General features: G+C 61.7%; 14 protein-coding genes. 6 read left to right on the top strand and 8 right to left on the bottom strand.

Features of this window, described 5'->3' with window-relative positions; all coding sequences use genetic code 11:
* Nucleotides 1-215 precede the first annotated feature (215 nt).
* Nucleotides 216-1,148: an EamA family transporter gene (locus HU743_RS02340; RefSeq protein ID WP_186646824.1), complete on the top strand. Its 933-nt coding sequence runs from the start codon at nucleotides 216-218 to the stop codon at nucleotides 1,146-1,148.
* On the opposite strand, the gene HU743_RS02335 is transcribed toward HU743_RS02340, so the two are convergent.
* Nucleotides 1,093-2,274, bottom strand: a complete 1,182-nt coding sequence (locus tag HU743_RS02335; protein WP_186646670.1) for an MFS transporter — start codon at nucleotides 2,272-2,274, stop codon at nucleotides 1,093-1,095. The genes HU743_RS02340 and HU743_RS02335 overlap by 56 nt on opposite strands.
* Nucleotides 2,275-2,378: 104 nt before the next feature.
* Here HU743_RS02335 and HU743_RS02330 point away from each other — a divergent pair, with 104 nt between their 5' ends.
* Together HU743_RS02330 and HU743_RS27340 are read left to right on the top strand one after the other, a co-directional pair.
* Nucleotides 2,379-3,272, top strand: a complete 894-nt coding sequence (locus tag HU743_RS02330; protein ID WP_186548737.1) for a LysR family transcriptional regulator — start codon at nucleotides 2,379-2,381, stop codon at nucleotides 3,270-3,272.
* A gap of 141 nt (nucleotides 3,273-3,413) precedes the next feature.
* On the top strand, nucleotides 3,414-3,542 hold the full coding sequence (locus HU743_RS27340; protein ID WP_003184145.1) for a PA1414 family protein: 129 nt from the start codon (nucleotides 3,414-3,416) through the stop codon (nucleotides 3,540-3,542).
* A 161-nt stretch (nucleotides 3,543-3,703) separates the two neighbouring features.
* On the opposite strand, the gene HU743_RS02325 is transcribed toward HU743_RS27340, so the two are convergent.
* The 4 genes from HU743_RS02325 to speB all read right to left on the bottom strand — a co-directional run bounded on the left by HU743_RS02325 (nucleotide 3,704) and on the right by speB (nucleotide 8,238).
* A complete protein-coding gene (locus HU743_RS02325; protein ID WP_186646668.1) occupies nucleotides 3,704-5,083 on the bottom strand; it encodes a sodium:solute symporter in 1,380 nt (459 codons plus the stop codon).
* Nucleotides 5,084-5,300: 217 nt separating this feature from the next.
* Entirely contained in the window at nucleotides 5,301-6,803 is a 1,503-nt protein-coding gene (locus tag HU743_RS02320; protein WP_186646666.1) for a cytosine permease, read from the bottom strand.
* Between the two features lie 51 nt (nucleotides 6,804-6,854).
* The gene (locus tag HU743_RS02315; RefSeq protein WP_186548731.1) at nucleotides 6,855-7,277 is read right to left on the bottom strand and encodes a nuclear transport factor 2 family protein; all 423 of its coding nucleotides are present in this window, start codon (nucleotides 7,275-7,277) and stop codon (nucleotides 6,855-6,857) included.
* Between the two features lie 10 nt (nucleotides 7,278-7,287).
* Nucleotides 7,288-8,238 carry an agmatinase gene (gene speB, locus HU743_RS02310; protein WP_003222717.1) on the bottom strand — a complete coding sequence of 317 codons (951 nt, stop codon included), beginning with the start codon at nucleotides 8,236-8,238 and terminating at the stop codon, nucleotides 7,288-7,290.
* 363 nt (nucleotides 8,239-8,601) lie between these two features.
* Here speB and HU743_RS02305 point away from each other — a divergent pair, with 363 nt between their 5' ends.
* Together HU743_RS02305 and HU743_RS02300 are read left to right on the top strand one after the other, a co-directional pair.
* Entirely contained in the window at nucleotides 8,602-9,495 is an 894-nt protein-coding gene (locus tag HU743_RS02305; RefSeq protein ID WP_007956593.1) for a LysR family transcriptional regulator, read from the top strand.
* Nucleotides 9,496-9,500: 5 nt separating this feature from the next.
* Entirely contained in the window at nucleotides 9,501-10,097 is a 597-nt protein-coding gene (locus HU743_RS02300) for a DTW domain-containing protein (RefSeq protein ID WP_186646664.1), read from the top strand.
* Between the two features lie 156 nt (nucleotides 10,098-10,253).
* Here the strand turns inward: HU743_RS02300 and HU743_RS02295 are convergent, their stop codons facing one another.
* The 3 genes from HU743_RS02295 to HU743_RS02285 form a co-directional block, all read right to left on the bottom strand.
* Entirely contained in the window at nucleotides 10,254-11,615 is a 1,362-nt protein-coding gene (locus HU743_RS02295; protein ID WP_186646662.1) for an HlyD family type I secretion periplasmic adaptor subunit, read from the bottom strand.
* Nucleotides 11,616-11,856: 241 nt separating this feature from the next.
* Nucleotides 11,857-14,016 carry a type I secretion system permease/ATPase gene (locus tag HU743_RS02290; protein WP_186646660.1) on the bottom strand — a complete coding sequence of 720 codons (2,160 nt, stop codon included), beginning with the start codon at nucleotides 14,014-14,016 and terminating at the stop codon, nucleotides 11,857-11,859.
* A 249-nt stretch (nucleotides 14,017-14,265) separates the two neighbouring features.
* Nucleotides 14,266-15,624 (bottom strand): TolC family outer membrane protein, encoded by a 1,359-nt coding sequence (locus tag HU743_RS02285; RefSeq protein ID WP_186548724.1) that lies wholly within the window; start codon nucleotides 15,622-15,624, stop codon nucleotides 14,266-14,268.
* Nucleotides 15,625-16,156: 532 nt separating this feature from the next.
* On the opposite strand from HU743_RS02285, the gene HU743_RS02280 reads away from it, so the two are divergent.
* A complete protein-coding gene (locus tag HU743_RS02280) occupies nucleotides 16,157-24,025 on the top strand; it encodes a retention module-containing protein (protein WP_186646658.1) in 7,869 nt (2,622 codons plus the stop codon).
* Nucleotides 24,026-24,069: the final 44 nt, after the last annotated feature.

Here is a 24,069-nt window from a genome sequence, read left to right as displayed (position 1 = left end):
CCGTCGTTCACACATTCCACTTCCACCACAAATCCCCTGTGGGAGCGGGCTTGCCCGCGAATGACGGCGCAGCCGTCAGCCATTCAGCACTGGCGTCACTGGCGAACTAAATGTCTTTTCCAGACGCCTTTTTCCGCGCGTCTGATTGATAATCCTCAACATTGATTTCTGACCATTGGATGGCCTGCCATGTTGTGTGCGTACGAGGTGTTGCGGTGAGTGCCGAGCGGCGTAATGCCGACGGGTTTGCCCTGCAAGTGATGATCGGCCTGTGCCTGATCTGGGGTGTGCAACAAGTGCTGATCAAGTGGGCTGCCGCGGACATCGCGCCGGTGATGCAGGCGGTGGGGCGCTCGGGGATTTCCGCGCTGCTGGTCGGCCTGCTGATCTGCTGGAAGGGCGGCTGGGATCAGGTCGGCAGCACCTGGCGTGGCGGCTTGCTGGCCGGTGCGTTGTTTGGTCTGGAGTTCCTGTTCATCGCTGAAGGTCTGCAACTGACGACCGCCGCGCACATGTCGGTGTTCCTGTATACCGCGCCGATTTTTACTGCACTCGGCGTGCATTTCCTGCTGGCCAGTGAGCGCCTGCGGCCGTTGCAGTGGCTGGGGATTCTGCTCGCGTTCATCGGCATCGCGATTGCCTTCGCCGGCGGTGTGTCGTGGGATAACCTCGACCGGCGCATGCTGCTGGGCGATGCCTTCGGCGTGCTGGCCGGCGCTTGCTGGGGCGCGACCACCGTAGTGGTGCGTGCCTCGCGATTGTCGGAAGCGCCGGTAACGCTGACCTTGTTTTATCAATTGATGGTCGGTTTCATCGGCCTGCTGTTGATTGCACTGTTCAGCGGCCAGATCACCCACGTCAGCCTGACCACCGTGGCGGTGGCCAGCGTGCTGTTTCAGGGACTGGTGGTGTCGTTCTTCAGTTACCTGGTGTGGTTCTGGCTGCTGCGCCGTTATCTGGCGGCCAACCTGGCGGTGTTCTCGTTCATGACGCCGTTGTTCGGCGTGACCTTTGGCGTCTTGCTGCTCGGTGAAGCGTTGAGCCTGAACTTCGTCATCGGCGCCGTACTGGTGTTGCTCGGCATCACCTTCGTCAGCGCCGAACAGTGGCTGCGTCGGCGTTTGCGCAAAGCGCTGGGCCAGCGTTAGTCGACTGCCGCGCCAGACCGCCGGCAATCAACAGGCCTGCGCCGGCGATGACCAGTGCCGGCTGCAAACCGCCACTGAAATGACTGCTCAGCGCCGCCAGCAACGGGCCGCTGAGCTGGCCGACGGCAAAGCACGCCGTCAGCAGGCCGGCATTACGCTGGACAGCGTGGGGCGCCAGCTCCCGCGAGCGCTGCATGACCAATTGCATGCAGGCCAGAAACGGCGTACCGCACAGGATCACGCCCAGCGCCAGGCCGAGGCCACTGCCCAGCAGGCAGGCAAACACGCCGGCCGCTTGCAGCCACAGCGTCGCCATCAGCCAGTGCCGCGTGGTTTCGCGATCATGCCGGCGCAAGCTCACCAGCCACACGCCAATCGCCGCGCCCAGGCCGAAGCACGGCCAGAACAGATCCGCCTGCCATTGCCCGTGAAACTGCGCATTGGCCATTTGCGCGAGAAACGTCGCCGGGATGATGTAGCCGATGCCGTACAGCGCGTACACCAGCGCCAACCGGCCAATGCCACGACTTGCTGAGGCCATTTGGGTCGTCGCTGTCGTTGTGGCAGCCGGGGGCTGCGGCAGGAACCGCCAGACCCCGAGCATCATCAGCAACGCGGCGCCGGCATAAATCAGCCACAGCGTCGCTGATGTCTGCTGCAATCGATGTGAGATCAGCGCCAGCAACCCCGTCAGAAAAATCCCCAGCCCCGGCCCGGCAAACACCAGCGCGCCCCAGCGTGGCCGACCCGCTGCCGCCGCCAGTGGCTGACTGAGTGACGTGATCATCACCAGCACCCAGGCGCTGGCGACGCCGGTGCCAAAGCGCAGCATCAGGTGCGACCAGAAACCGTTGGCCCAAAACGATGCCAGCGTCAGCAGCACGCACAGCCACAAACCGCCGTGCAGGCGGCGCTGCACCTGCTGCGGACGATGCGCGAACATCGCATCCACGGCACCCAGTAGATAGCCGAGGTAGTTGGCCGCCGCAATCAGACCGGCGGCCGTCAGGTCGAACTGGCCTTCGCTGAGCAAGTGCGGCATTTGCGGAGTCAGGGCGAAACGTCCGATGCCCATGGCCATCATCAGGGCAACGAAGCAGGCGGATAAGCGAATCAGCGGCGACATGGTCTGGCTTCCGTCAAAAGAACATTGACCGTCAGGCTAGGGCTGATTGACTTTCTTTAAAATTGAATAATAGTGAGTAACTTGTTCTGTTCAGGAGAAAGCTTGTGGAATTCAGCCAACTGCGGATTTTTCAGGCCGTTGCCGAAGAAGGTTCGATCACGCGGGCTGCTGAACGCCTGCACCGGGTGCCGTCGAATCTGTCGACCCGCCTGAAACAGCTTGAAGAGCAATTGGGCGTCGAACTGTTCGTCCGCGAGCGTCAGCGTTTGCAGTTGTCGCCTGCGGGAAAAGTCCTGCTGGACTACACCGGCAAGTTGTTCGCCCTGCGTGACCAGGCCAGTGCTGCGGTGATGGGCGGTCAACCGGCAGGGGATTTTGCCTTGGGCACCATGTACAGCACGGCGGCGATCCATCTGCCGGCGTTGCTGGCGCGTTATCACAAGCAGTACCCGGCGGTGAATCTGCAGGTGCAGTCGGCGCCGAGCGGTGAGTTGCTTGAAGGTCTGCTCAGCGGACGCCTTGATGCTGCGTTGGTTGATGGCCCGCTGGAACTGGCCGGGCTCGACGGCGTGCCATTGTGCGAAGAACGGCTGGTGCTGATCACCGAAATCGATCATCCGCCGGTGCGCAGCGCGCTCGATGTGCAGGGGCGCGCGGTATTCACCTTTCGCCAGGGCTGCTCTTATCGCATGCGCCTGGAAGCCTGGTACGCCCACTACCACGCGGCCATGGGCCGGGCGATGGAGATCGAGTCGTATCAGGGCATGCTCGCCTGCGTGATCGCCGGCAGTGGCGTGGCGCTGATGGCGGAATCGATGCTGGCCAGTCTGCCCGGCCGCGAAAGTGTTGCGGCGCATCCGCTGGCCGAGCCGTTCGTGGCTGCGACAACGTGGCTCATGTGGCGCAAAGGCATGGTCGGAGCGAATCTCAATGCATGGATCGAGGTGCAGCAAGCGGTCTATCCCGCGCCTGCGCTGGAGACCCGTGAAATAGCGTGAACCTGTAGCAACAGATTCTGTTCAATTCAGTAACAGATCATTGCGGATTTCACCGAGCATTGCGTAGGACTTCGGACTATTATCAGTGCGAAGCCGCCACAGAATTCCGGCCGCTCAGCACCACCCTGAAGGGGGCATACGATGAAAGAGAAAATTCAAAACTGGCTGCACGACCTGGGTGTTGCCCTCGGCTTGATCGAACCGCCTCTGCAACCGGTACCGATTCGCACTGATGACGAGCAGCGTCGGCGCCAGCCACGTCGGCGTTAATACCACCGATCAGCGATTTCAAGATCGCAGCCGTTGGCAGTTTCTACACATGGTAGGAGCTGCCGAAGGCTGCGATCTTTTGCTTTTATCCAGGCAAAAAAAACGGGTGTGGCCACCGACGCCACACCCGCTGAAGAAAACATCGAGTCGTTACATCAAGTTCAGACCGCAGTCGCCACCGTGGCCGGGCGACGCGAGCACAAGCTGACCACGACGAAACTCACCAGACCCACCGCCAGGCTGTAATAGATCGGCGTATTGGCGTCCAGACCGTCCTTGAACATGAACAGCAGCGCCGTGGCGAAGCCCAGGCCCATGCTGGCGATGGCGCCGGCGGTGGTCGCGCGTTTCCAGAAGATCGCCCCGATCAGCGGAATCAGCATGCCACCGACCAGCAGGTTGTAGGCGAGAGTGAGGGCGCTGATCACGTCATTCACCACCAGTGCGATACCCAGCACGACGATACCCGTCAGCAGGGTGAACAAGCGGTTCACGCCCAGGCTCGACTGCTTGCCGCCACGCAGTTTCGGCAGCAGGTCTTCGGTCAGCGTGGTGGCGGCGGCGAGCAGGCCGGCGCTGGCGGTGGACATCATGGCGGCCAGCGCGGCCGCGATGACCAGACCACGGATCCCGTCAGGCAGCGACAGTTTGACGATGGCGGCGAACGCGTTGTTGACGTTGTCCAGATCCGGAATCAGCACGTGCGCTGCCATGCCGATCAGCGCGCAAGCCAGGCCGTAAAGGATGCAGTAAATTCCCGCGATGCTGCCGGCGTATTGCGCGACCTTGGCGGTCTTGACGGTAAATACCCGTTGCCAGATGTCCTGACCGATCAGGATGCCGAAGAAGTAGATCATGAAGTAGGTGATGATCGTGTCCCAGCCGATCGTGGTGAAGTTGAACGCAGTGGCCGGCAGTTTCAGCACCAATTCGTCCCAGCCGCCGACGCGGTACAGGCAGATCGGCAAGAGGATGAACATCAGGCCGACGGTCTTGATGATGAACTGGACGATGTCGGTCAGGGTCAGCGACCACATACCGCCGATCGCCGAGTAAATCACCACCACACCACCGCCCAGCAGCACCGAGATCCAGAACGGCAGGCCGAACAGCACTTGCAGCACGGTGCCGATGGCGAGGATTGAGGTCACGCCGATCATCAGCGCGTAGGCCAGCATGATCGCCGCACTCGCCGAGCGGGCCATCGGGTTGTAGCGCTTTTCCAGGACTTGGGTAACGGTGTAGATCTTCAGTTTCAGCAGCGGCTTGGCGAGGAACAGGTTCAGCGCGACGATGCCGCAACCCAGCGCCGCACACAGCCAGAAGCCGGAGATACCGTGCACATAGCCCAGGCGCACGGTGCCGACGGTGGACGCACCGCCGAGTACGGTCGCGGCCATGGTGCCCATGTACAGACTGGGGCCGAGGTTGCGACCGGCCACGAGAAAGTCCTCGTTGGTCTTGGCCTTGCGCATGCCGAAATAGCCGAGCAAGAGCATGCCGACGGCGTAGATGAGGACGACGAATAAATCCAAAGCCATGATGGCGTGTCTCCGATTGTCTTTTTTATGATGAACGCTGAATTGAATGTCTTTGTGTGGCGAGGGAGCTTGCTCCCGCTGGGCTGCGAAGCGGCCCCAACCTCTGCAGCCAAGTCTCCTCAGCGAAACCCGACCGAAGTTTTGCGACTGCTGCGCAGTCGAGCGGGAGCAAGCTCCCTCGCCACAGAAATTCAGTATTTCCAATGTTTTGTGTGGATCAGGCGGCCTGACGTAGTTCGGGTTTTATGGCGGCTTCGCTGCGCACATCGGTCGGCCCGAACACCTCTCGTGGTTCCGGGAACAGCTTGAGCAACGTCAGGTACACCACCGACGCCAGGCCCAATGTCACCGGCAAGCTGATGTCGATGCCGCCGGCCAGTTCGCCCAGCGGGCCGACAAACTGTCCCGGCAGGTTGACGAAGCACAGGCCGACCAGTGCGCTCGGGATCCACGCACCGAGGCCACGCCAGTTCCAGCCATGGTTGAACCAGTAGCGTCCGCCCTGTTCGCCGCGGGTGAACACTTGCAGATCATCCGGGCAGTAGAAGCCGCGACGCACCAGCAGGCCGATGATCATGATCACCATCCACGGCGTGGTGCAGGTGATGATCAGCACGGCGAAGGTCGATACGCTCTGCACCAGGTTGGCGGCGAAACGGCCGATAAAGATGAAGGCAATCGACAGCACGCCGATCAGCAAGGTCGCCTTGACCCGCGACAGTACCCGCGGAAACACGCTGGACATGTCCAGCCCGGTGCCATACAGCGAGGTGGTGCCGGTCGACATGCCGCCGATCACCGCAATCAGGCACACCGGCAGGAAGAACCAGCTCGGCGACACCGCCAGCAAGCCGCCGACGTAGTTGTTCGCCGCGATGTAATCCGGCGCCTTGATCGCGACGATGGTCGCGGTGGCGAGGCCGAACAGAAACGGGATCAACGTGGCCAGTTGCGCGGCGATCACCGCCAGCATGATCCGTCCCTTCGGCGTTTCACGCGGGATGTAGCGCGACCAGTCGCCAAGGAACGCACCGAAGGAGATCGGATTGCTCATCGCCACCAGCGCCGCGCCGATGAACGCCGCCCAGAACCCGGCCTGACCCAGCGCCACGCTGCCGGCGTACTGGCTGTCGAAAGCGGGGGCGAAAGCGAAGATGCCGAGCAGGAACAACAGACTCGCGGCCCACACTGCGATGCGGTTGACCCACAGCATGAAGCGGAAGCCGTAGATGCACACGGTCAGCACCAGCAGTGCGAACAAGCCGTAAGCCAGGCCCAGGGTCAGGTCGGTTTCCGGCAGATCGAGCAGGCGTTTGGCGCCGCCGACCAGCGCGTCGCCGGAACTCCACACCGAGAGCGAGAAGAACGCGATCGCCGTCAGTAACGACAGGAACGAACCGACAATCCGCCCGTGCACGCCGAAGTGCGCACCGGAAGACACGGCGTTGTTGGTGCCGTTGAGCGGGCCGAACAGGCCCATCGGCGCGAGGATCAGCGCACCGACCACCACACCCAGCACAATCGCCCAGACGCCAGCCTGAAACGACAGGCCGAACAGCACCGGAAAACTGCCGAGTACAGCGGTGGCGAAGGTATTGGCGCCGCCGAAGATCAAGCGAAACAAGTCGCTGGGTCGGGCGTCGCGCTCATGATCCGGGATCTGTTCGACCCCGTTTGTTTCTATGCTGCTAAGGCGTTTTTCGTTGTTGTTGTTATTCATGATCTGCTCCGATCATCAGGCGCGCTCATCGTGCGTGAGCGTCACCCTTGGCTAAGGGGATGGCAGCCCTTCCGGCATTGCGGACAAATGTTCATGACAGGCCAGCCAGAGGCCTTGTTGTTCTAGGCTCGACGTTTGTTTTTTGAAAACAATCGTCTCGCGCTCCTGGCTAAAGTGTTGCTCCCCTTGCATGCGCAGCTCGGTGGCCACGTCATGGATGAAAATCGCCACGTCACCTTGCAGGCTGACGAAGGCGTTGCTCGAGGTACACGACAGCACCTCGAAACCCTCCTCGGCGCGCCAGCGATCCCACAACGCCTGATAGGCATCGCGCGACAGCAACGGCTGGTCGAGGGTGTAGAACACGAAGCTGGCATCGGTGCTGAACGCCCCGAAGTAAGCTTCGCGATCATTACGCGCAAACGCGGCGACCAGTTCGGCGGCCGCGTGCAAAACCTGATCATGTTCGTGCATGACCGAACCCTCAGCGGTGGACCACGCCAGGTAGTACGCAGAGCATTTCGTACAGCAGGTTGGCGGCCAGCAGCGAGGTGTTGCCGGTGGTGTCGTAAGCGGGCGAGACTTCTACCAGATCGCAGCCGATCAGGTCGAGGCCCTGGCAGCCACGCACAATCTCAATCGCCTGAATGGTCGTCAGACCGCCGATTTCCGGGGTGCCGGTGCCGGGCGCCCAGGCCGGGTCGATGCCATCGATGTCAAAGCTCAGGTACACCGGACCGCCACCGACTTTCTCGCGCACTTCGGCCATCAGCGGCGCCAGCGATTTGTGCCAGCACTCTTCGGCTTGCACTACACGGAAGCCCTGATCGCGGCTCCAGTTGAAGTCATCGGCGGTGTAGCCTTGCGCACGCAGGCCGATCTGCACCACACGGTCGCAATCGAGCAAGCCTTCTTCGACAGCGCGGCGGAAGGTGGTGCCGTGGGCGATTTTCTCGCCGAACATGTGATCGTTGACGTCAGCGTGGGCATCGATGTGCACCAGGCCAACCTTGCCGTGCTTCTTATGAATCGCGCGCAGAATCGGCAGGGTGATGGTGTGGTCGCCACCCAGCGTCATCGGAATAACGTTGTGCTCAAGGATATTGTCGTAGGCTTCTTCGATGATGCGCACGGCATCGAGCAGGTTGAAGGTGTTGATTGCCACATCACCGATGTCGGCAACCGACAGCGAATCGAACGGCGCAGCGCCGGTGGCCATGTTGTATGGCCGGATCATCACCGATTCGGTGCGAATGTCGCGCGGCCCGAAGCGGGTGCCGGGGCGCAGCGAAGTGCCGATGTCCAGTGGCACGCCAACGAAGGCAGCGTCCAGGCCGGCAGCGGTCGGTACATGGGGAAGTCGGAGCATGGTGGCGATGCCGCCGAAGCGCGGCATTTCGTTGCCGCCCAGTGGTTGGTGAAGAATCTTGTCCACGGGTAGGGCCTCATCGTCTTTGTTTTATTTATGCCGGCGCGCCGTTGAATACAGGTTCGGACGCCGCTGTGGGGCCGATGATGCGAAATGCAGTGGCGGGGAAGAATCGCTGTGGGCAAAAACTTAGTTCAGATTTTTCTAAACTAATGCTCCGGTGCGGGATAGACTCGTCGGCCCTGTATAGATGATCTTGTGGCGAGGGAGCTTGCTCCCGCTCGGCTGCGAAGCAGTCGCAAACCCGGCAAAATACGGTTCATTTGATGTGCGCGGTCAATAGTTTTCGGGCCGGCTTCGCCGTCCAGCGGGAGCAAGCTCCCTCGCCACAAGGGATGTGGTGTTCAGATCCTTCTTGTGGAGTCCTTGATGGCCAACGCTTTACCTGACCTGAAACTCTTGCGCATCTTCGTCAGCGTCGTGCGGCATCAGGGTTTTGCCAATGCGCAGCAGGAACTCAACCTGTCGACTTCGGCAATCAGCACCTATATGAGCCAGCTCGAAGCCGCGCTTGGTCTGGTGTTGTGCCATCGCGGGCGCGGCGGGTTCAGTCTGACCAGCAAGGGCGAGCTGTTCCATCAGGAAACCCTGCGCCTGCTCGCTGAGCTTGAGGGTTTCGAGCAATACGCCGCCGCGCTCAAGGGCGAACTGCGCGGCACGCTTAACCTGGGGGTGATCGACTCCACCGTCAGTGACAAGGCCTTGCCATTTGCCGAAGCCATCGGCGCCTACAGCCAGGAACACCCGGCGGTGCATTTGCATTTGTCGGTGATGAGCCCGTACGAACTGCAACTCGGCGTGCAAGACAACCGCCTCGACCTCGCCATCGGTGCGTTCTCCACACGCATGAGCGGTCTGGTGTACATGCCGCTGTACCGCGAACAGCACTGGCTGTATTGCAGCAGTCGCCACCCGCTGTTCAACGAACGGCGAATCCCCGAACAGGTCATCACCCAGCAACGCATGGTCGGGCGCGGTTACTGGAGTCAGGCGGAGCTGGCCCGTCACGGCTTCAAACACAGCGCCGCGACTGTGGAAAGTATGGAAGCGCAACTGATTCTGGTGCTCTCCGGCGCGTACATCGGCTATTTGCCGGAGCACTACGCGCAGGCCTGGGCTGACAAGGGCGACTTGCGCGTTTTGCTGCCGGCGACCTTCGGTTATCAGGCGCCGTTTTCGATGATCATGCGCAGGGGCCGCAGCCGCGAGCCGCTGATCCAGACCTTCCGCGATTTGCTCAAAGCTCAGCTCAACCAGGCCTAACCTTTATGTCCAGACCCCAATGCCCGCGCTGCCTGCGCCCTCAAACTCATTGCCTGTGCAAGTTGATCCCACGCCTCGACAGCCGCACCCGGGTGTTGCTGCTGCAACATCCGAGCGAGGTCGATCATGCGTTGAATACCGCGCGCCTGGCAGCGCTGGGGCTGACTAACGCCGAGCTGATCGTCGGTGAGGTGTTCGAGGATCTGCCGACACTGCTGAACTGTCCGGGTTATCAGGCGCGGCTGCTGTTTCCGGCTGACGATGCGCAGCCGCTCCAGGCTTACGTCCCAAGCGACGAACCGCTGTTGCTGGTGGTGCCCGACGGCACCTGGCGCAAGGCACGCAAGCTGTTGCACCTCAATCCGCTGCTGGCGGCGTTGCCACGGGTGACGCTGGCTGAAGGTGGCGTGTCGCGTTATCGCCTGCGCAAGGCACCGGGGCCGGGGGCGTTGTCGACGGTCGAAGCCATTGTGCAGGCGTTGCAGACGCTGGAGGCGCCGACATCATTCGAGGCGTTGCTCAAGCCGTTTGAAGCGTTGATCGAAGGGCAGATAGCGGCGATGGGGGCGGAGGTTTTTCAGAAGAACCATGGAGCAAAATAACCCCCCCTGTGGCGAGGGAGCTTGCTCCCGCTCGGCGGCGAAGCCGTCGTAAAACTTGTCAGCGCGGTGCCTGACCCAATGCGGTGAATGGTCTCGGGGCTGCTGCGCAGCCCAGCGGGAGCAAGCTCCCTCGCCACAGGGTTGAGGCAAGTCCGGTTAGCGTTCACGCATCGCCTCGGTCCGCGCTTTCAGCACCGGTTTGAGCAGATAATCCAGGACGCTTTTTTTCCCGGTAATAATGTCCACCGTCGCCACCATCCCCGGAATGATCAGCAGCGGTTTCACGTCGCCACCCAAGTGATTCTTATCGGTGCGCACCTGGATCAAATAAAAGCTGTTGCCCTTGTCGTCGGTAATCGTATCGGCGCCGATCAGCTCGAGTCTGGCGCTCAGCCCGCCATAAATCGTGTAGTCGTAGGCACTGAACTTGACCATGGCTTTCTGGCCTGGATGCAGGAACGCGACGTCTTGCGGGCGCACCTTGGCTTCGATCAGCAGGTTGTCTTCCAGCGGCACGATTTCAACCATGTCGCTGCCCGGCTGAACCACGCCGCCGATGGTGTTGACCTTCATTTGCTTGATCACTCCGCGCACCGGCGACGTCACCGTCGTGCGGCTGACGCGGTCGTCGATGGCGATGCTCGATGCGGTGATTTTTGACAGGTCGGTGCGTTTCTCATTCAGCTCCTTGGCAGCCTCGGAGCGGAAGGTTTGTTCCGATTCGTCGATCTTGCTGCGGATCTCGGCGATGGCCGATTCGGCGCGGGGAATCGCCAGGGTCGTCGCGTTCAGCGAACCGCGGATTTCCACTGCGCTGCGCCTCAGGCGGAGGATTTCCACCGGTGACACGGCACCGGTTTTCACCAGCGGTTCAGACATGTTCATCTCTTGCTGCAGCAGCGCCAGGCTGGAACTGAACTGGCCTTGCTTGGAGCGAAACTCGGCGAGTTCCTGAGTTTTCTGCCGCAGTTGTTCGCTGAGGGTGCGCTGTTCGCTGGCTAAGCGGCGTTGGCGTTGTTCGTACAACGAGCGCTCGTCTTCGGCGACTTGCGGCGCCTTGGCGATCACTTCAGCGGAGAGCTTGAAAGGCCGGCCTTCGGCCTCTGCCGAAAGCCGCTCGACCTGCGCCGTCAGCGCATAGCGATCAGCCTCGCTCTCGCCCTTGTTCGAACGGAAACGCGTGTCATCCAGACGCAGCAGGGTGTCGCCCTTGTTGACCATTTGCCCTTCGCGTACGAAAAGCTCGGTGACGATGCCGCCTTCAAGGTTCTGGATCACCTGCACCTTGCTCGACGGAATCGCCTTGCCTTCGCCCATGGTCACTTCTTCGAGCACGGCGAATTTGGCCCAGACCAGCGCAGCGATCAGCAGCGCCGCCGCCAGCCACACGGTGATGCGTGATGTTCGCGGCGAGTCCTGCAACGCCGCGCCAGCGGTTTCCGGCATGAACTCGGCTTCGGCACTTTTGCCGAAGCTGTCGAAGTAGCCGCGTGACTTGCTATCAGATGAAGCCGACATGGGGCGATACCCCTCAATTAAGAAACATCAAACCGCACCAAGGTCTGTGGCCAGAAAACTTCCCTGACCAGACTTTCCTTTGGTGAGCGAAACCCTGTGGTGAGCGAAACCCTGTGGCGAGGGAGCTTGCTCCCGCTGGGTTGCGCAGCAGCCCCAAGGATTTTGTGGGCGCTGCGCACCCAAGCGGGAGCAAGCTCCCTCGCCACAGGGGTTGTGATAACCGTGCATCCGGTATATGCATCTAAACCGCCGCCGAGCCGACCCGGCCCTTGCGCAGTGCATCGATGACCGCATCTTTCGGCCCGTCGGCGACCACTCGGCCGTTGTCCAGCACCAGCAGCCGGTCAACCAGACTCAGCATCGAGGTACGGTGGGTGACCAGCAGCAGGGTTTTGCCTTGTACCCAGGTGTGCAGTTTTTGGCGCAGCAGGTCTTCGCTGCTGTTGTCCATGGCGCTGGTCGGTTCGTCGAGCAGCATGATTGGCGGATCGAGCAACAGCGAGCGCGCCAGCAACACGGCTTGGCGCTGGCCGCCGGACAGCAGTTGGCCGCGTTCGCCCACCGGCCGGTCGAACCCCTGCGGATGCTGGCGCGCCAGTTCGGTCACGCCGGTCAACTCGGCGACTTCGAGCATGCGTGCATCGCTGATGTAGCGCGCGCCAAGGGTCAGGTTGTCGCGCAGGCTACCGGCCAGCAATGGCAAGTCGTGGGCGACGTAACCGATCTGCTGGCGCAGGTCAGCGACATCCAGTTGGCGCAGATCGAGACCGTCGAGCAGCAACTGGCCTTCTTCGGGTTCATAAAAGCCCATGAGTAATCGCGCCAACGTGCTTTTGCCGGAACCGCTGCGCCCGATAATGCCGACCCGCTCGCCGGGTTTGAGGCTGAAGGTGACGTTGCTCAGGGCCGGTGCATTCTGGCCGTTGTAGTGAAAGGTCACGCCGCTGACGTCCAGTGCGCCTTGCAATTGCGTGCGTTCCAGCGGCCGTTGCTTGCCATCACGCTCCTGCGGCAGGGCCATCAGCGCGTCGGTGCTTTTCATGGTCAGTTGCGCTTGCTGATAGCGGGTGATCAACCCGGCGATCTGGCCCAGCGGCGCAAGCACACGGCTGCCGAGCATGTACGTGGCGACCAGCGCACCGACGCTGAGGTTGCCGGCGATGATGCTGTAGACCCCGGCGACAATCGTCGCCATCCCGGAAAATTGTTGGATGAACAGCGTGCCGTTGGTCGCCAGCGCCGCCAGATTGCGGGCATGGCTGTCGAGGCGGGTGAGGGCGCCGTGAGTGCTTTCCCAGCGGTGCTGGCGTTCGCTTTCGGCGCTGCACGCCTTGAGGGTTTCCAGGCCGCCGAGGGTTTCGATCAGCACCGCCTGCCGTTCGGCGCCCAGGCTCAGGCTTTTCTGCACGGTGTCGCGCAGGCGGGCCTGAATCGCCAGTGCGAAGCAGATCGTAATCGGAAAGGCCAACAGCGGAATCACCACTAGCCAGCCGCCGAGCAGGCCGATCACCACCAGCATCAACACCACGAAGGGCAAATCGATCAGGCTGGTCAGCGTGACTGCCGTGAGGAATTCGCGCAGGCCCTGGAAGTCGTGAATGCTCTGGGCAAATCCGCCGATGGTCGCCGGCCGCGCCTTCATCGACATGCCGGTGATGCGCTCGAACAACGTCGCCGAGAGGATGACGTCGGTTTTCTTGCCGGCGGTATCGAGCAAGTGCGCCCGCACCACGCGCAACACCAGTTCGAAACCGGTGCCGATCAGCAGCCCGATCGACAGCACCCACAGCGTCGATGTGGCCTGATTCGGCACCACGCGGTCGTAAGTCTGCATGACAAACAACGGCACCATCAGGCCCAGCAGATTGATCAGGAAACTGGCGAGAATCGCATCGCTGTACAGCCATTTCGACAGCTTCAGCGTGTCGCGAAACCAGGCGTTGACTCGGGGTACCAAAGGCGCACGCAGGTCTTCGAGTTCGTGGCGCGGTCGGGCGAACAAGGCCTGGCCGCTGTAGTGTTCGCTGAGTTCTTCGCGGCTGACCCATTGCTCGCCGCCATCGGCTTCACTGGGCAGCAGCAACGCTTTGCCATCCTCGCCAAAGCGCCGCAGCACGGCGGTGCGACCGTCGTTGAGCAGCAGCAGGATCGGCAGGTTCAGCGGTGAGATGTCTTTCAGGTCGCGGCGCAGAATGCGTGCCTGCAACCCGGCCCGGGCGGCGGCACGGGGCAGCAGATCGAGGCTCAGGCGTTGGTTGTGCAGGGGCAGGCCGGCGCTCAGGCTGGCACGACTGACCGTCGCGCCATGCAGTTTGCAGAGGATCAACAGGCCGTCGAGTAACGGATCATCGAAGCTTGCGCGCGGATCGACCCCGGGGGCGCCGGGTTCCATGCTGGTCATATTGACTGCCTCTCCTGAAAACGACTCGATAACCCTTGTGGCGAGGGAGCTTGCTCCCGCTTGAGTGCGCAGCACTCACTTGGATCTGATCGTTCCCACGCTCTGCGTGGGAATGCCTCTAGGGACGCTCCGCGTCCAGTGACGCGGAGCGCCAAGGGCTGTATTCCTTTGCTGCGCGTGGGAACGATCAGGAACATGTCGGGGCTGCTGCGCAACCCAGCGGGAGCAAGCTCCCTCGCCACATATGGACTATTTCAACTCGGGCAGGCGTGCCTGGTTTTTCACTTCGGTCGTGGCAATCGCGTCAGCCGGCAGCACCACGCGTTGTTTGCTCAGCAACTGGCCCATGTTCGCCAGCACGCGGTACATCGAGTACTCCTCGGTGTAGCGAATTTCGGTGTAGCGGCGGTTGGCGTTGTACAGCTCGTTTTCGCTGTCGAGCAGGTCGAGCAGGGTGCGTTGGCCGAGGCCGAACTGGTCCTGATACGCCGCGCGCACGCGTTTGCTGGTTTCGGCGTATTCGCGGGCGGTCGGCGTCTGCTTCTTCGCGTTTTCCATGGCGTTCCAGGCCAGACGAATGTTCTCGTTGAGCTGACGCAGGGCGTTGTTGCGGATGTCCATCGCCTGGTTGATATCGTGTGCGTTGGCGGCCAGACGCGCCTTGTCGCTGCCACCGCGGAACAGGTTGTAGTTCATCACCACGCCCACGCGCCATTCGTTGTCGTGGCCTTCGTCGCCCTGCACGTTGTTGTTCGCGCCCACCGCGGCTTCGGCGTCGAAGCGTGGATAGAACGGGGACTTGGCCACTTCGTACTGGCTCTCGGCGGACTGCACGTCGGCCTGAGCCGATTTCAGGTATGGGTTGTTGTCTACCATGCTCTGCTGCGCTTCACGCAGCTCGGTAGGCAATTCGCCGCGGGTCGAGGCCGGGGTTTCCAGCTCATCGGGCATGCGCCCGACCACGCTGTAGAAGTTCGATTCGGCGTCGGCCAGATCGACTTCGGCGGTGTCGAGGTTATTTTGCGCCAGCGCCTTGCGAGCGACCGATTGATCGGAGTCAGCATTGCTGCCGATACCGCGTTCGGTGCGCAGGCCGATCTGATCGTTGACCCGCAAGTGCGCCTGCAGGTTGTTCTTGGCCAAAGTCACCAGCTCACGGCGCTTGAGCACTTCGAGATACACCTCGATGGTGCGCAGGGCCAGATCCTGCGCGGTGCCTTGCGCGTAGTAGGCGCGCGAGTTAGACACGCCCTTGGTGCGCTCGACCTCGTTGGCGGTGTTGAAACCGTCGAACAACATTTGCCGCAAGCGCAGCTCCGACTGGGTGTAGTTGAGGATCTCGGTGTTGTGATTACCAAAGGCCCGGGTGTTGGTGTTGTCGCTGTAGCCACGGCCATAAGCGGCGTTCAAATCGACCGACGGGTAGAACCCGCCCTTGGCGACCTTGACCTGTTCGTCAGCCGACAGGCGCGCGTCCACGCGCGACGCGAGTTCCGGGTGAGTGGCGATGGTGCTTTGGATCGCCTCGGTGAGGTTCATGGCCTGGGCTTGGGATGTGCAAGCCATGGCCAGCAAAACCGCGCTGCAGAGGGGGGTTAGAACGCGCATGGGTGCATCTCCCTGAGTCCTGATGGTGTGTTACCGTCGCCAAATATTTGACGAATTTAAAGGGTGTAGGCGTTTCACTCTTGTAACAACAGAGCTAAGAACATCTTGAAGCGTAGCTAAGAAAAAATTTTCATATGGCTTATGCCAAAAAAAACTTATGCGCTTTGTAAAAAGCAGCACATTGTTCAGCGTGAAAGCCTTTGTTTTATGCGCTTTAGGGAGCTCGAAAAGGCTTGAGGAAAGTTCCATTCACTTTGCGAGACACGGCGAAGTACTGCTGAAGGGGAGGGACGCGTAACGGTTGAGGAGCGACAGATTTTTGTCACTCGGGTGGTTCACCACCGTTACGTAGCGTTAGTGGAATGGCTGTTTTGACCGGGACTCGCAAGTGCTTGATGCACGAGCGATTCCCTGCAAACGCTACCTGCGAAACGAACTGTCGAGGGTGCGAGCGTCACTCCCGGCAACCCGATTGAGCCATGGGCTGCTTCGCGAACCTGTGCCGACGGTGGTCGGCAGCGGAGGATTTCACATGGCAACGCTCATCGGTACGGTCACTAAAGTCATTGGTCAGGTATTTGCCCAGAAGGCCAACGGCGAGAAAATTCTCTTGATCGAAGGCGATCGCTTGAACGCCGGCGATCAACTGATCACCGGCGCGGAAGGCGCGGTGGCGGTGAAACTGCAAAACGGCCAGGAATTGACCCTCGGGCGTGGCAGCAGCATCACAATGACCGGGCAGTTGCTGGCCGACCAGGCTGTCGCCGTGAAAGTGGACGAAGCGCAGACTCCGAGCCAGGCGCAGCTGACCGATGTCGAGCAGATCCAGAAAGCCATCGCCGCCGGTGAAGACCCGAGCCAAACCGCCGAAGCCACCGCGGCCGGTCCCAATGCCCCCAGCGCCACACCGGGCGATGCGGGCGGCGGGCACAGTTTTGTCCTGCTGACCGAAGTGGGCGGGCGGGTCGATCCGGTGATCGGTTTCCCAACCGCCGGTTTCAATGGTATTCCCGAATTCCCTGAAGAACGCCGCGAAGCGGTGATCGACGACGGCGACGACACTCCCGCGCCGATCGTGGTACCACCGCCACCGGTGAACAATCCGGTCACGCTCAACGGTCTCGACACGGCTGGCGGCGAACTGAACCTCAACGAAGCCAATCTGCCTGACGGCACGGCGGCCAATCCAGGCGCGCTGACCCAGAGCGGCAGCTTCACGGTCTCCGCACCGGACGGTTTGACCAGCCTGAGCATCGGCGGCATCAACCTGATCAACGCTGGCGTGGCGCTGGGTTTTCCGCAGTCGATCACCACGCAACTGGGCAACACCCTGACCATCACCGGCTACAACCCGGCAACCGGCACGGTCACCTACAGCTACACGCTCAATGGCAACGAAACCCACGCGGCGGGCGACGGCGCCAACAGTCTCAGCGAACAATTCACGGTGATTGCCGTCGACAGCAATGGCGACACGGCGAGCGGCACGCTGGACGTGAACATCACCGATGATGTGCCAAAAGCTGTTGACGACGCTAACGGCATTGCCTCGGAAACCTTGCTGACCCTGACCGGCAATGTCCTGACCAACGACGTACAAGGCGCCGACCGCGTACCCACCGGCCCAGTTACGCCCGGAACTTTCACCGGCACTTACGGCACCCTGGTGCTCAACGCTGACGGCACTTACACCTACACCCTGAACACCAGCGACGCCGATTTCAAAGCGCTGACCGGTGGTGGCAATGGCACGGAAACGTTCGCCTATGTGATTACCGATGCCGACGGCGATACAAGCACCGCCAACCTCGTTCTGCAGATTCACAACAACGACGATCCGGTGATCATTGATGGCCTGAATGTCGCGGGCGGCGAACTGACGGTTTATGAGCAAAACCTCAGCGACGGCAGCGCCTCGGATGCCGGCGCGCTGACGCAAAACGGCACGTTCACCATCACTGCGCTGGATGGCGTCACGACGCTGACCGTTGGCGGTATCGCCGTGGTCACTGGCGGTGTAGCCGCAGGCTTCCCACAATCGATCACCACGCCACAGGGCAACACGCTGACCATCACCGGCTTCAACGCTGCAACCGGCGTGGTCAGTTACAGCTACACCCTGGCCGACAACGAAGCGCATCCGGACGCCAATGGTGCGAACAATCTGCCAGAGCAATTCGCTGTCACCGTGGTCGACGACAACGGCACCACCGCCAATGGCACGCTCGATGTGAACATCGTCGACGACCTGCCGAAAGCCGTGGACGACGCTAACGGCACCGCCTCGGAATCTCAACTGACCCTGACCGGCAACGTCCTCACCAACGACGTACAAGGCGCCGACCGTGTCCCGACTGGTCCTGTCACCGCCGGCACCTTCACCGGCACTTACGGCACCTTGGTGCTGAACGCTGACGGCACTTACACCTACACCCTGAACACCAGCGACGCCGATTTCAAAGCGCTGACCGGTGGCGGCAACGGCACGGAAACTTTCGCCTATGTGATTACCGATGCCGACGACGATACAAGCACCGCCAACCTCGTTCTGCAGATTCACAACAACGACGATCCAGTGATCATTGACGGCCTGAACGTTGCGGGTGGCGAACTGACGGTTTATGAGCAAAACCTCAGCGACGGCAGCGCCCCGGATGCCGGCGCGCTGACGCAAAACGGCACGTTCACCATCACTGCTTTGGACGGCGTAACGACGCTGACCGTTGGCGGTATCGCCGTGGTCACTGGCGGCGTGGCCGCAGGCTTCCCGCAATCGATCACCACGCCACAGGGCAACACGTTGACCATCACCGGCTTCAACGCTGCAACCGGCGTGGTCAGCTACAGCTACACCCTGGCCGACAACGAAGCGCATCCGGACGCCAATGGTGCGAACAATCTGCCAGAGCAATTCGCTGTCACCGTGGTCGACGACAACGGCACCACCGCCAATGGCACGCTCGATGTGAACATCGTCGACGACCTGCCGAAAGCCGTGGACGACGCTAACGGCACCGCCTCGGAATCTCAACTGACCCTGACCGGCAACGTCCTCACCAACGACGTACAAGGCGCCGACCGTGTCCCGACTGGTCCTGTCACCGCCGGCACCTTCACCGGCACTTACGGCACCTTGGTGCTGAACGCTGACGGCACTTACACCTACACCCTGAACACCAGCGACGCCGATTTCAAAGCGCTGACCGGTGGCGGCAACGGCACGGAAACTTACGCCTATGTGATTACCGATGCCGACGGCGATACAAGCACCGCCAACCTCGTTCTGCAGATTCACAACAACGACGATCCAGTGATCATTGACGGCCTCGATGTAAATGGCGGCGAACTCACCGTTTACGAAAAAAACCTCAGCGATGGCACCAGCCCCAACACACCGGCGCTGACCCAGAGCGGCACCTTCACCGTCAGTGCCCTTGATGGCCTGCAAACCCTCGCGGTGGGTGGCATTGCCGTGGTCACCAACGGCGTCGCGGCAGGCTTCCCGCAATCGGCCATCACTCCGCTGGGCAGCACGTTGACGATTACCGGTTACGACCCGGCGACCGGCGTGGTCAGCTACAGCTACACCCTGGTCGACAACGAAAACCATCCCACCGCCAATGGCGCCAACAGCCTCAGCGAAAATTTCGACGTGGTCGCGACCGACACTGATGGCAGCACTGCCAGCGGCCAGATCAACGTCAACATCGTCGACGACTTGCCCACCGCACACCCGGATGCCGCATCGGTGGCGGAGGGCGGCACGGTCAGCGGCAACGTGCTGAACAATGACATCGGCGGCGCTGACGGCCCGGCCGTCACGGGCGCAGTGGTCGGCGTGCGCGCCGGTGCCGATACCTCGACCTCCGCCATCGGCGGCCTCAATTCGCAAATCAACGGCACCTACGGCTACCTGACCCTGGACGCCAACGGCAACGCGGTTTATCACAGCAATCCCAACGTGGTGAACGGCCCGGGCGCGGTGGATGTGTTTACCTACACCGTGCGCGATGCTGACGGTGACGAAAGCACTACCACCATCACCATCGACGTCTACAACAGCTGCCTGAAAGCCGTCAGCGACACCGATGCCACCGTCTATGAAAAATCCCTCGACCTGATCAAGGACGGCCAGGATCTGGCGGCGGGCAGCGTGGTTGGCAGCGATCCGAACAGCACGGGCGAAACCGCGTCCGGCACGCTGGTCGGTTCGGTCACCGGCGCGGTCGGTGCAATCAGTTATGCGCTGGTCGGCAGTGCTACCGGCAACTATGGACAAATCGTCCTCAACCCCAACGGCACTTACACCTACACGCTGACGTCACCGGCCAGCACCACACCGCACGCTGACGATGGCGCCAACAGCCTGAGCGAAACCTTCACCTATCAGGCCACCGACTCGCTGGGCAACGTTGTCACCAGCAGCATCGTTGTGAGCATCGTCGATGACGTGCCGAAAGCGCTGAACGACAGCAATGCCGACAGCGCAACAGAGACCCTGTTGACCCTGACCGGCAACGTGCTCGACAACGACGTACAAGGCGCCGACATCGTTGCGAGCGGGCCGATCACCCCCGGTACCTTCACCGGCACCTACGGCACGATGGTGCTCAACGCCGACGGCACTTACACCTACACGCTCAATACCAATGACGTCGACTTCAAGAATCTGCACGGCGGCGGCAACGGCAGCGAAACGTTCACCTACACATTGACCGATGCCGATGGCGACACCAGCACTGCCAACCTGGTGCTGAACGTCCATAACAACGATGACCCGGTGTGCCTCGACGGCCTCAATGTGAAGGGCGGCGAACTCACCGTTTACGAGAAAAATCTCAGCGACGGCAGCAGCCCCGATACTCCGGCGCTGACCCAGAGCGGCAGCTTCACCGTCACCGCCCTCGATGGCCTGCAAACCCTCACGGTGGGTGGCATTGCCGTGGTCACCAACGGCGTCGCCGCCGGTTTGCCGCAATCGGTCGTGTCGCCGCTGGGCAGCACCTTCACCGTCACCGGTTATAACCCGGCCACCGGTGTGGTCAGCTACAGCTACACCTTGGTGGATAACGAAAGTCATTCGACCGCCAATGGCGCCAACAGCCTCAGCGAAAACTTCGATGTGGTGGCGACCGATACCGATGGCAGCACGGCGGCAGGGCAGATCAACGTCAACATCGTCGACGACCTGCCGACCACTAATCCGGATGCGGCTTCGGTCGTGGAGGGCGCCACCGTCAGTGGCAACGTCTTCACTAACGATATCGGCGGCGCTGACGGTCCGGCGGTTTCCGGAGCCGTGATCGGCGTGCGTGCCGGCGCCGATACATCCACTTCCGCCATCGGTGGTTTGAATTCGCAGATCAACGGCACCTACGGCTACCTGACTCTCGACGCGAACGGCAACGCCGTCTACCACAGCAATCCCGACGCGGTGAACGGTCCGGGCGCGGTCGATGTGTTCACTTACACCGTGCGCGATTCCGACGGGGACGAAAGCACCACCACCCTCACCATCGACGTGCATGACAGCTGCTTGATAGCAATCAGCGATACTGATGTCACCGTCTACGAAAAAGCCCTCGACCTGACCCAGGACGGTCAGGATCTCGCCCCCGGTACGGTCACCGGCAGCGAACCGGGCAACAGCGGCGAAACCGCGAGCGGCACGCTGGTCGGTTCGGTCAGCGGCGGCAGCGGCGCGATCACTTACACCTTGGTTGGCAGCGCCACCGGCAGTTATGGGCAACTGCTGCTCAATGCTGACGGCAGCTACACCTACACGCTGACCTCGGCACCGAAAACCGCGCCGAACGCCAACGACGGGCCGAACACCCTGAGTGAAAGCTTCACCTACAAAGCCACCGATTCGCTGGGCAACAGCACCACCAGCACCCTCGTCGTCAACATTGTCGATGACGTGCCCAAAGCGGTGGCGTCGGACCGTTCGGTGGCGGCGGTGGAGATCGATTCCAACCTGCTGATCGTTCTCGACATTTCCGGCAGCATGGCCGACCCCTCCGGCGTGCCGGGCCTGTCGCGACTGGCGCTGGCCAAGCAGGCGATCAGTGCCTTGCTCGACAAGTACGACGATCTGGGCGATGTGAAAGTGCAGCTTGTCACCTTCAGCAGCGATGCCACGGACCGCACGGCGGTGTGGGTGGATGTGGCGACGGCGAAAACAATTCTTGCCGGTCTCAATGCCGGCGGCGGCACCAACTACGACGCTGCTGTGGCGGTGATGCAGAGCGCATTCAACACCTCGGGCAAACTCACCGGGGCGCAGAACGTCGGCTACTTCTTCTCTGACGGCAAACCCAATGAAGGCGAGATCAACGCCGCCGAAGAAGCCGCGCTGAAAAATTTCCTCGATGCCAACAACATCAAGAACTACGCGATCGGCCTGGGCAGCGGCGTGAGCAACGCCTACCTCGATCCGCTGGCCTACGACGGTATCAGCCACACCAACACCAACACCAACGCGGTGGTGGTCACCGACCTCAACCAACTCAATTCGGTGCTGTCCGGCACTGTGCAGGGCGCACCGGTCACCGGTTCGTTGCTGGGCGAGGGCGGTTCGTTTGGCGCCGATGGCGGTTTCATCAAGTCGATCGTGGTCGACGGCACCACTTACACCTACGATCCGAAAGCCCTCAGCGGTCAGGGTTCGCTGACCGCCAGCGGCGGCGCCAACCACGGCACCTTCAACACGGCCAACAACACCGTGAGCATCGCCACCAACAACAGCGGCACTCTGGTGATCAACCTCGACACCGGCGAATACAGCTACACCTCGCAGAAAACCACCGCCGTGGTCATCACCGAAAACATCGGCTTCACCGTCAGCGATAACGACGGCGACCTGGCCAGTTCGACGCTGACCGTGAAAGTGATCCCCAACGCGCCGCCCGTGGCAATGGATGACCACGTCATCACCAATGTGCTCTCGGGCAATATCGTGGTGCCGGGCGAGCTGTTGCTGGCCAACGACACCGACCCCAACGGCGATCCCCTCAACGCCACGCCGACCAGCTTCAACACCGGCTGGGTCTCGAAAGCGGCGGATTTCACCGGCACTGGCACGATCAACTTCACCGGCACCAATGCCAATAACAGCGCCAATCAGACCCTGGCCAACGTGCGCAGCGCTTTCACTGCCAATGCCGCGACCATGACCGCGGTGCTGGTGGTCAGCGGCTACCTCGGCATGGTGAGCAATAGCAACGCCAACGATGAAGACCGCATCACCGTCCACCTGCGCCAGGGTGAAACCCTCAACCTGGATCACAACCTGGGCGCCGGTCAGATCAGCCTGGAGTATTCGCTCAACGGCGGCGCCTACCTGCCATTGACGGATGGGCAAACCCTCACCGCCTCGGCGAACGGCATCTACCAGATCCACATCACCAACATCAGCAACGGCGGTGGCGGCAACGCCAATGCGGCGGAAAACTATCAGTTGACCATGACCCTCAACTACACCGGAGCCCACGACGTCGCCCCGGATTTCAACGGCAGCTACACCGCCAGCGACAACCACGGCGGCAGCGACACCGCCAACGTCGGCATCAGCTATCAGGACGGCCACACCCTCACCGGCACTGCCGGCGACGATATTCTGGTGGCGGGCGCTGGCAACAACGTGATCAACGCTGGCGACGGCAACGACGTACTCACCGCAGGTTCCGGCAACAACGAAATGCACGGCGGCGCCGGCAACGATCTGCTCTACAGCGGCGCCGGCAATGACCTGCTCGACGGCGGCACTGGCAGCGACACCGCCAGCTACGCCCACGCCACGGCGGCGGTCACGGTCAATCTCGGCCTGCTCGGTGCGCAAAACACCCTCGGCGCCGGGACGGACACCCTGACTGGTATCGAAAACCTGCTCGGCTCGAACTTCAATGACAGCCTCACCGGCGACGGCAACAGCAACGTGATCAACGGCGGTTTGGGCAACGACGTGCTCAATGGCGGCGGCGGTGACGACTTGCTGATCGGTGGCCTGGGCAACAACACCCTGACCGGTGGGGCAGGGGCCGATACGTTCCAGTGGCTCAAAGGCAATAGCGGCCACGACCTGATCACCGACTTCACCCCCGGCACCGACAAGCTCGACCTGTCGCAACTGCTGCAAGGTGAAAACGGCAGCACGGCGTCGCTGGATGATTACCTGCACTTCACCGTCAGCGGCAGCGGCGCCTCGGTGATGACCAGCATCGACGTCAGTGCCATGGCCGGTGCCACGCCGAACCAGACCATCGACCTGGCCGGCGTCAACCTCGCCAGCCACTACGGCGTCACGCCGGGCGCAGGCGGCATGATTGCCAGCGGCCACGACACGGCGACAATCATCAGCGGGATGCTCAATGATCATTCGTTGAAGGTGGATACCGTTTGATCTGAGGTCTGAAACGACAAAACCCGCCGCCCCGATTGATTAGG

Origin of the sequence: Pseudomonas sp. SWRI99 (genome assembly GCF_014270125.1) — a bacterium.
GTDB classification, from domain to species: domain Bacteria; phylum Pseudomonadota; class Gammaproteobacteria; order Pseudomonadales; family Pseudomonadaceae; genus Aquipseudomonas; species Aquipseudomonas hamedanensis.
Note: the sequence above shows the minus strand (reverse complement) of the source record. Positions and strands in the feature narration are given on the sequence as shown.

Bases quoted from the DNA above. Each gene is read 5' to 3' on its own strand.
- HU743_RS02335 (WP_186646670.1), bottom strand. From the start codon at position 2,274: ATGTCGCCGCTGATTCGCTTATCCGCCTGCTTCGTTGCCCTGATGATG.
- HU743_RS27340 (WP_003184145.1), top strand. From the start codon at position 3,414: ATGAAAGAGAAAATTCAAAACTGGCTGCACGACCTGGGTGTTGCCCTC.
- HU743_RS02325 (WP_186646668.1), bottom strand. From the start codon at position 5,083: ATGGCTTTGGATTTATTCGTCGTCCTCATCTACGCCGTCGGCATGCTC.
- HU743_RS02320 (WP_186646666.1), bottom strand. From the start codon at position 6,803: ATGAATAACAACAACAACGAAAAACGCCTTAGCAGCATAGAAACAAAC.
- HU743_RS02315 (WP_186548731.1), bottom strand. From the start codon at position 7,277: ATGCACGAACATGATCAGGTTTTGCACGCGGCCGCCGAACTGGTCGCC.
- HU743_RS02305 (WP_007956593.1), top strand. From the start codon at position 8,602: ATGGCCAACGCTTTACCTGACCTGAAACTCTTGCGCATCTTCGTCAGC.
- HU743_RS02300 (WP_186646664.1), top strand. From the start codon at position 9,501: ATGTCCAGACCCCAATGCCCGCGCTGCCTGCGCCCTCAAACTCATTGC.
- HU743_RS02295 (WP_186646662.1), bottom strand. From the start codon at position 11,615: ATGTCGGCTTCATCTGATAGCAAGTCACGCGGCTACTTCGACAGCTTC.
- HU743_RS02290 (WP_186646660.1), bottom strand. From the start codon at position 14,016: ATGACCAGCATGGAACCCGGCGCCCCCGGGGTCGATCCGCGCGCAAGC.
- HU743_RS02285 (WP_186548724.1), bottom strand. From the start codon at position 15,624: ATGCGCGTTCTAACCCCCCTCTGCAGCGCGGTTTTGCTGGCCATGGCT.
- HU743_RS02280 (WP_186646658.1), top strand. From the start codon at position 16,157: ATGGCAACGCTCATCGGTACGGTCACTAAAGTCATTGGTCAGGTATTT.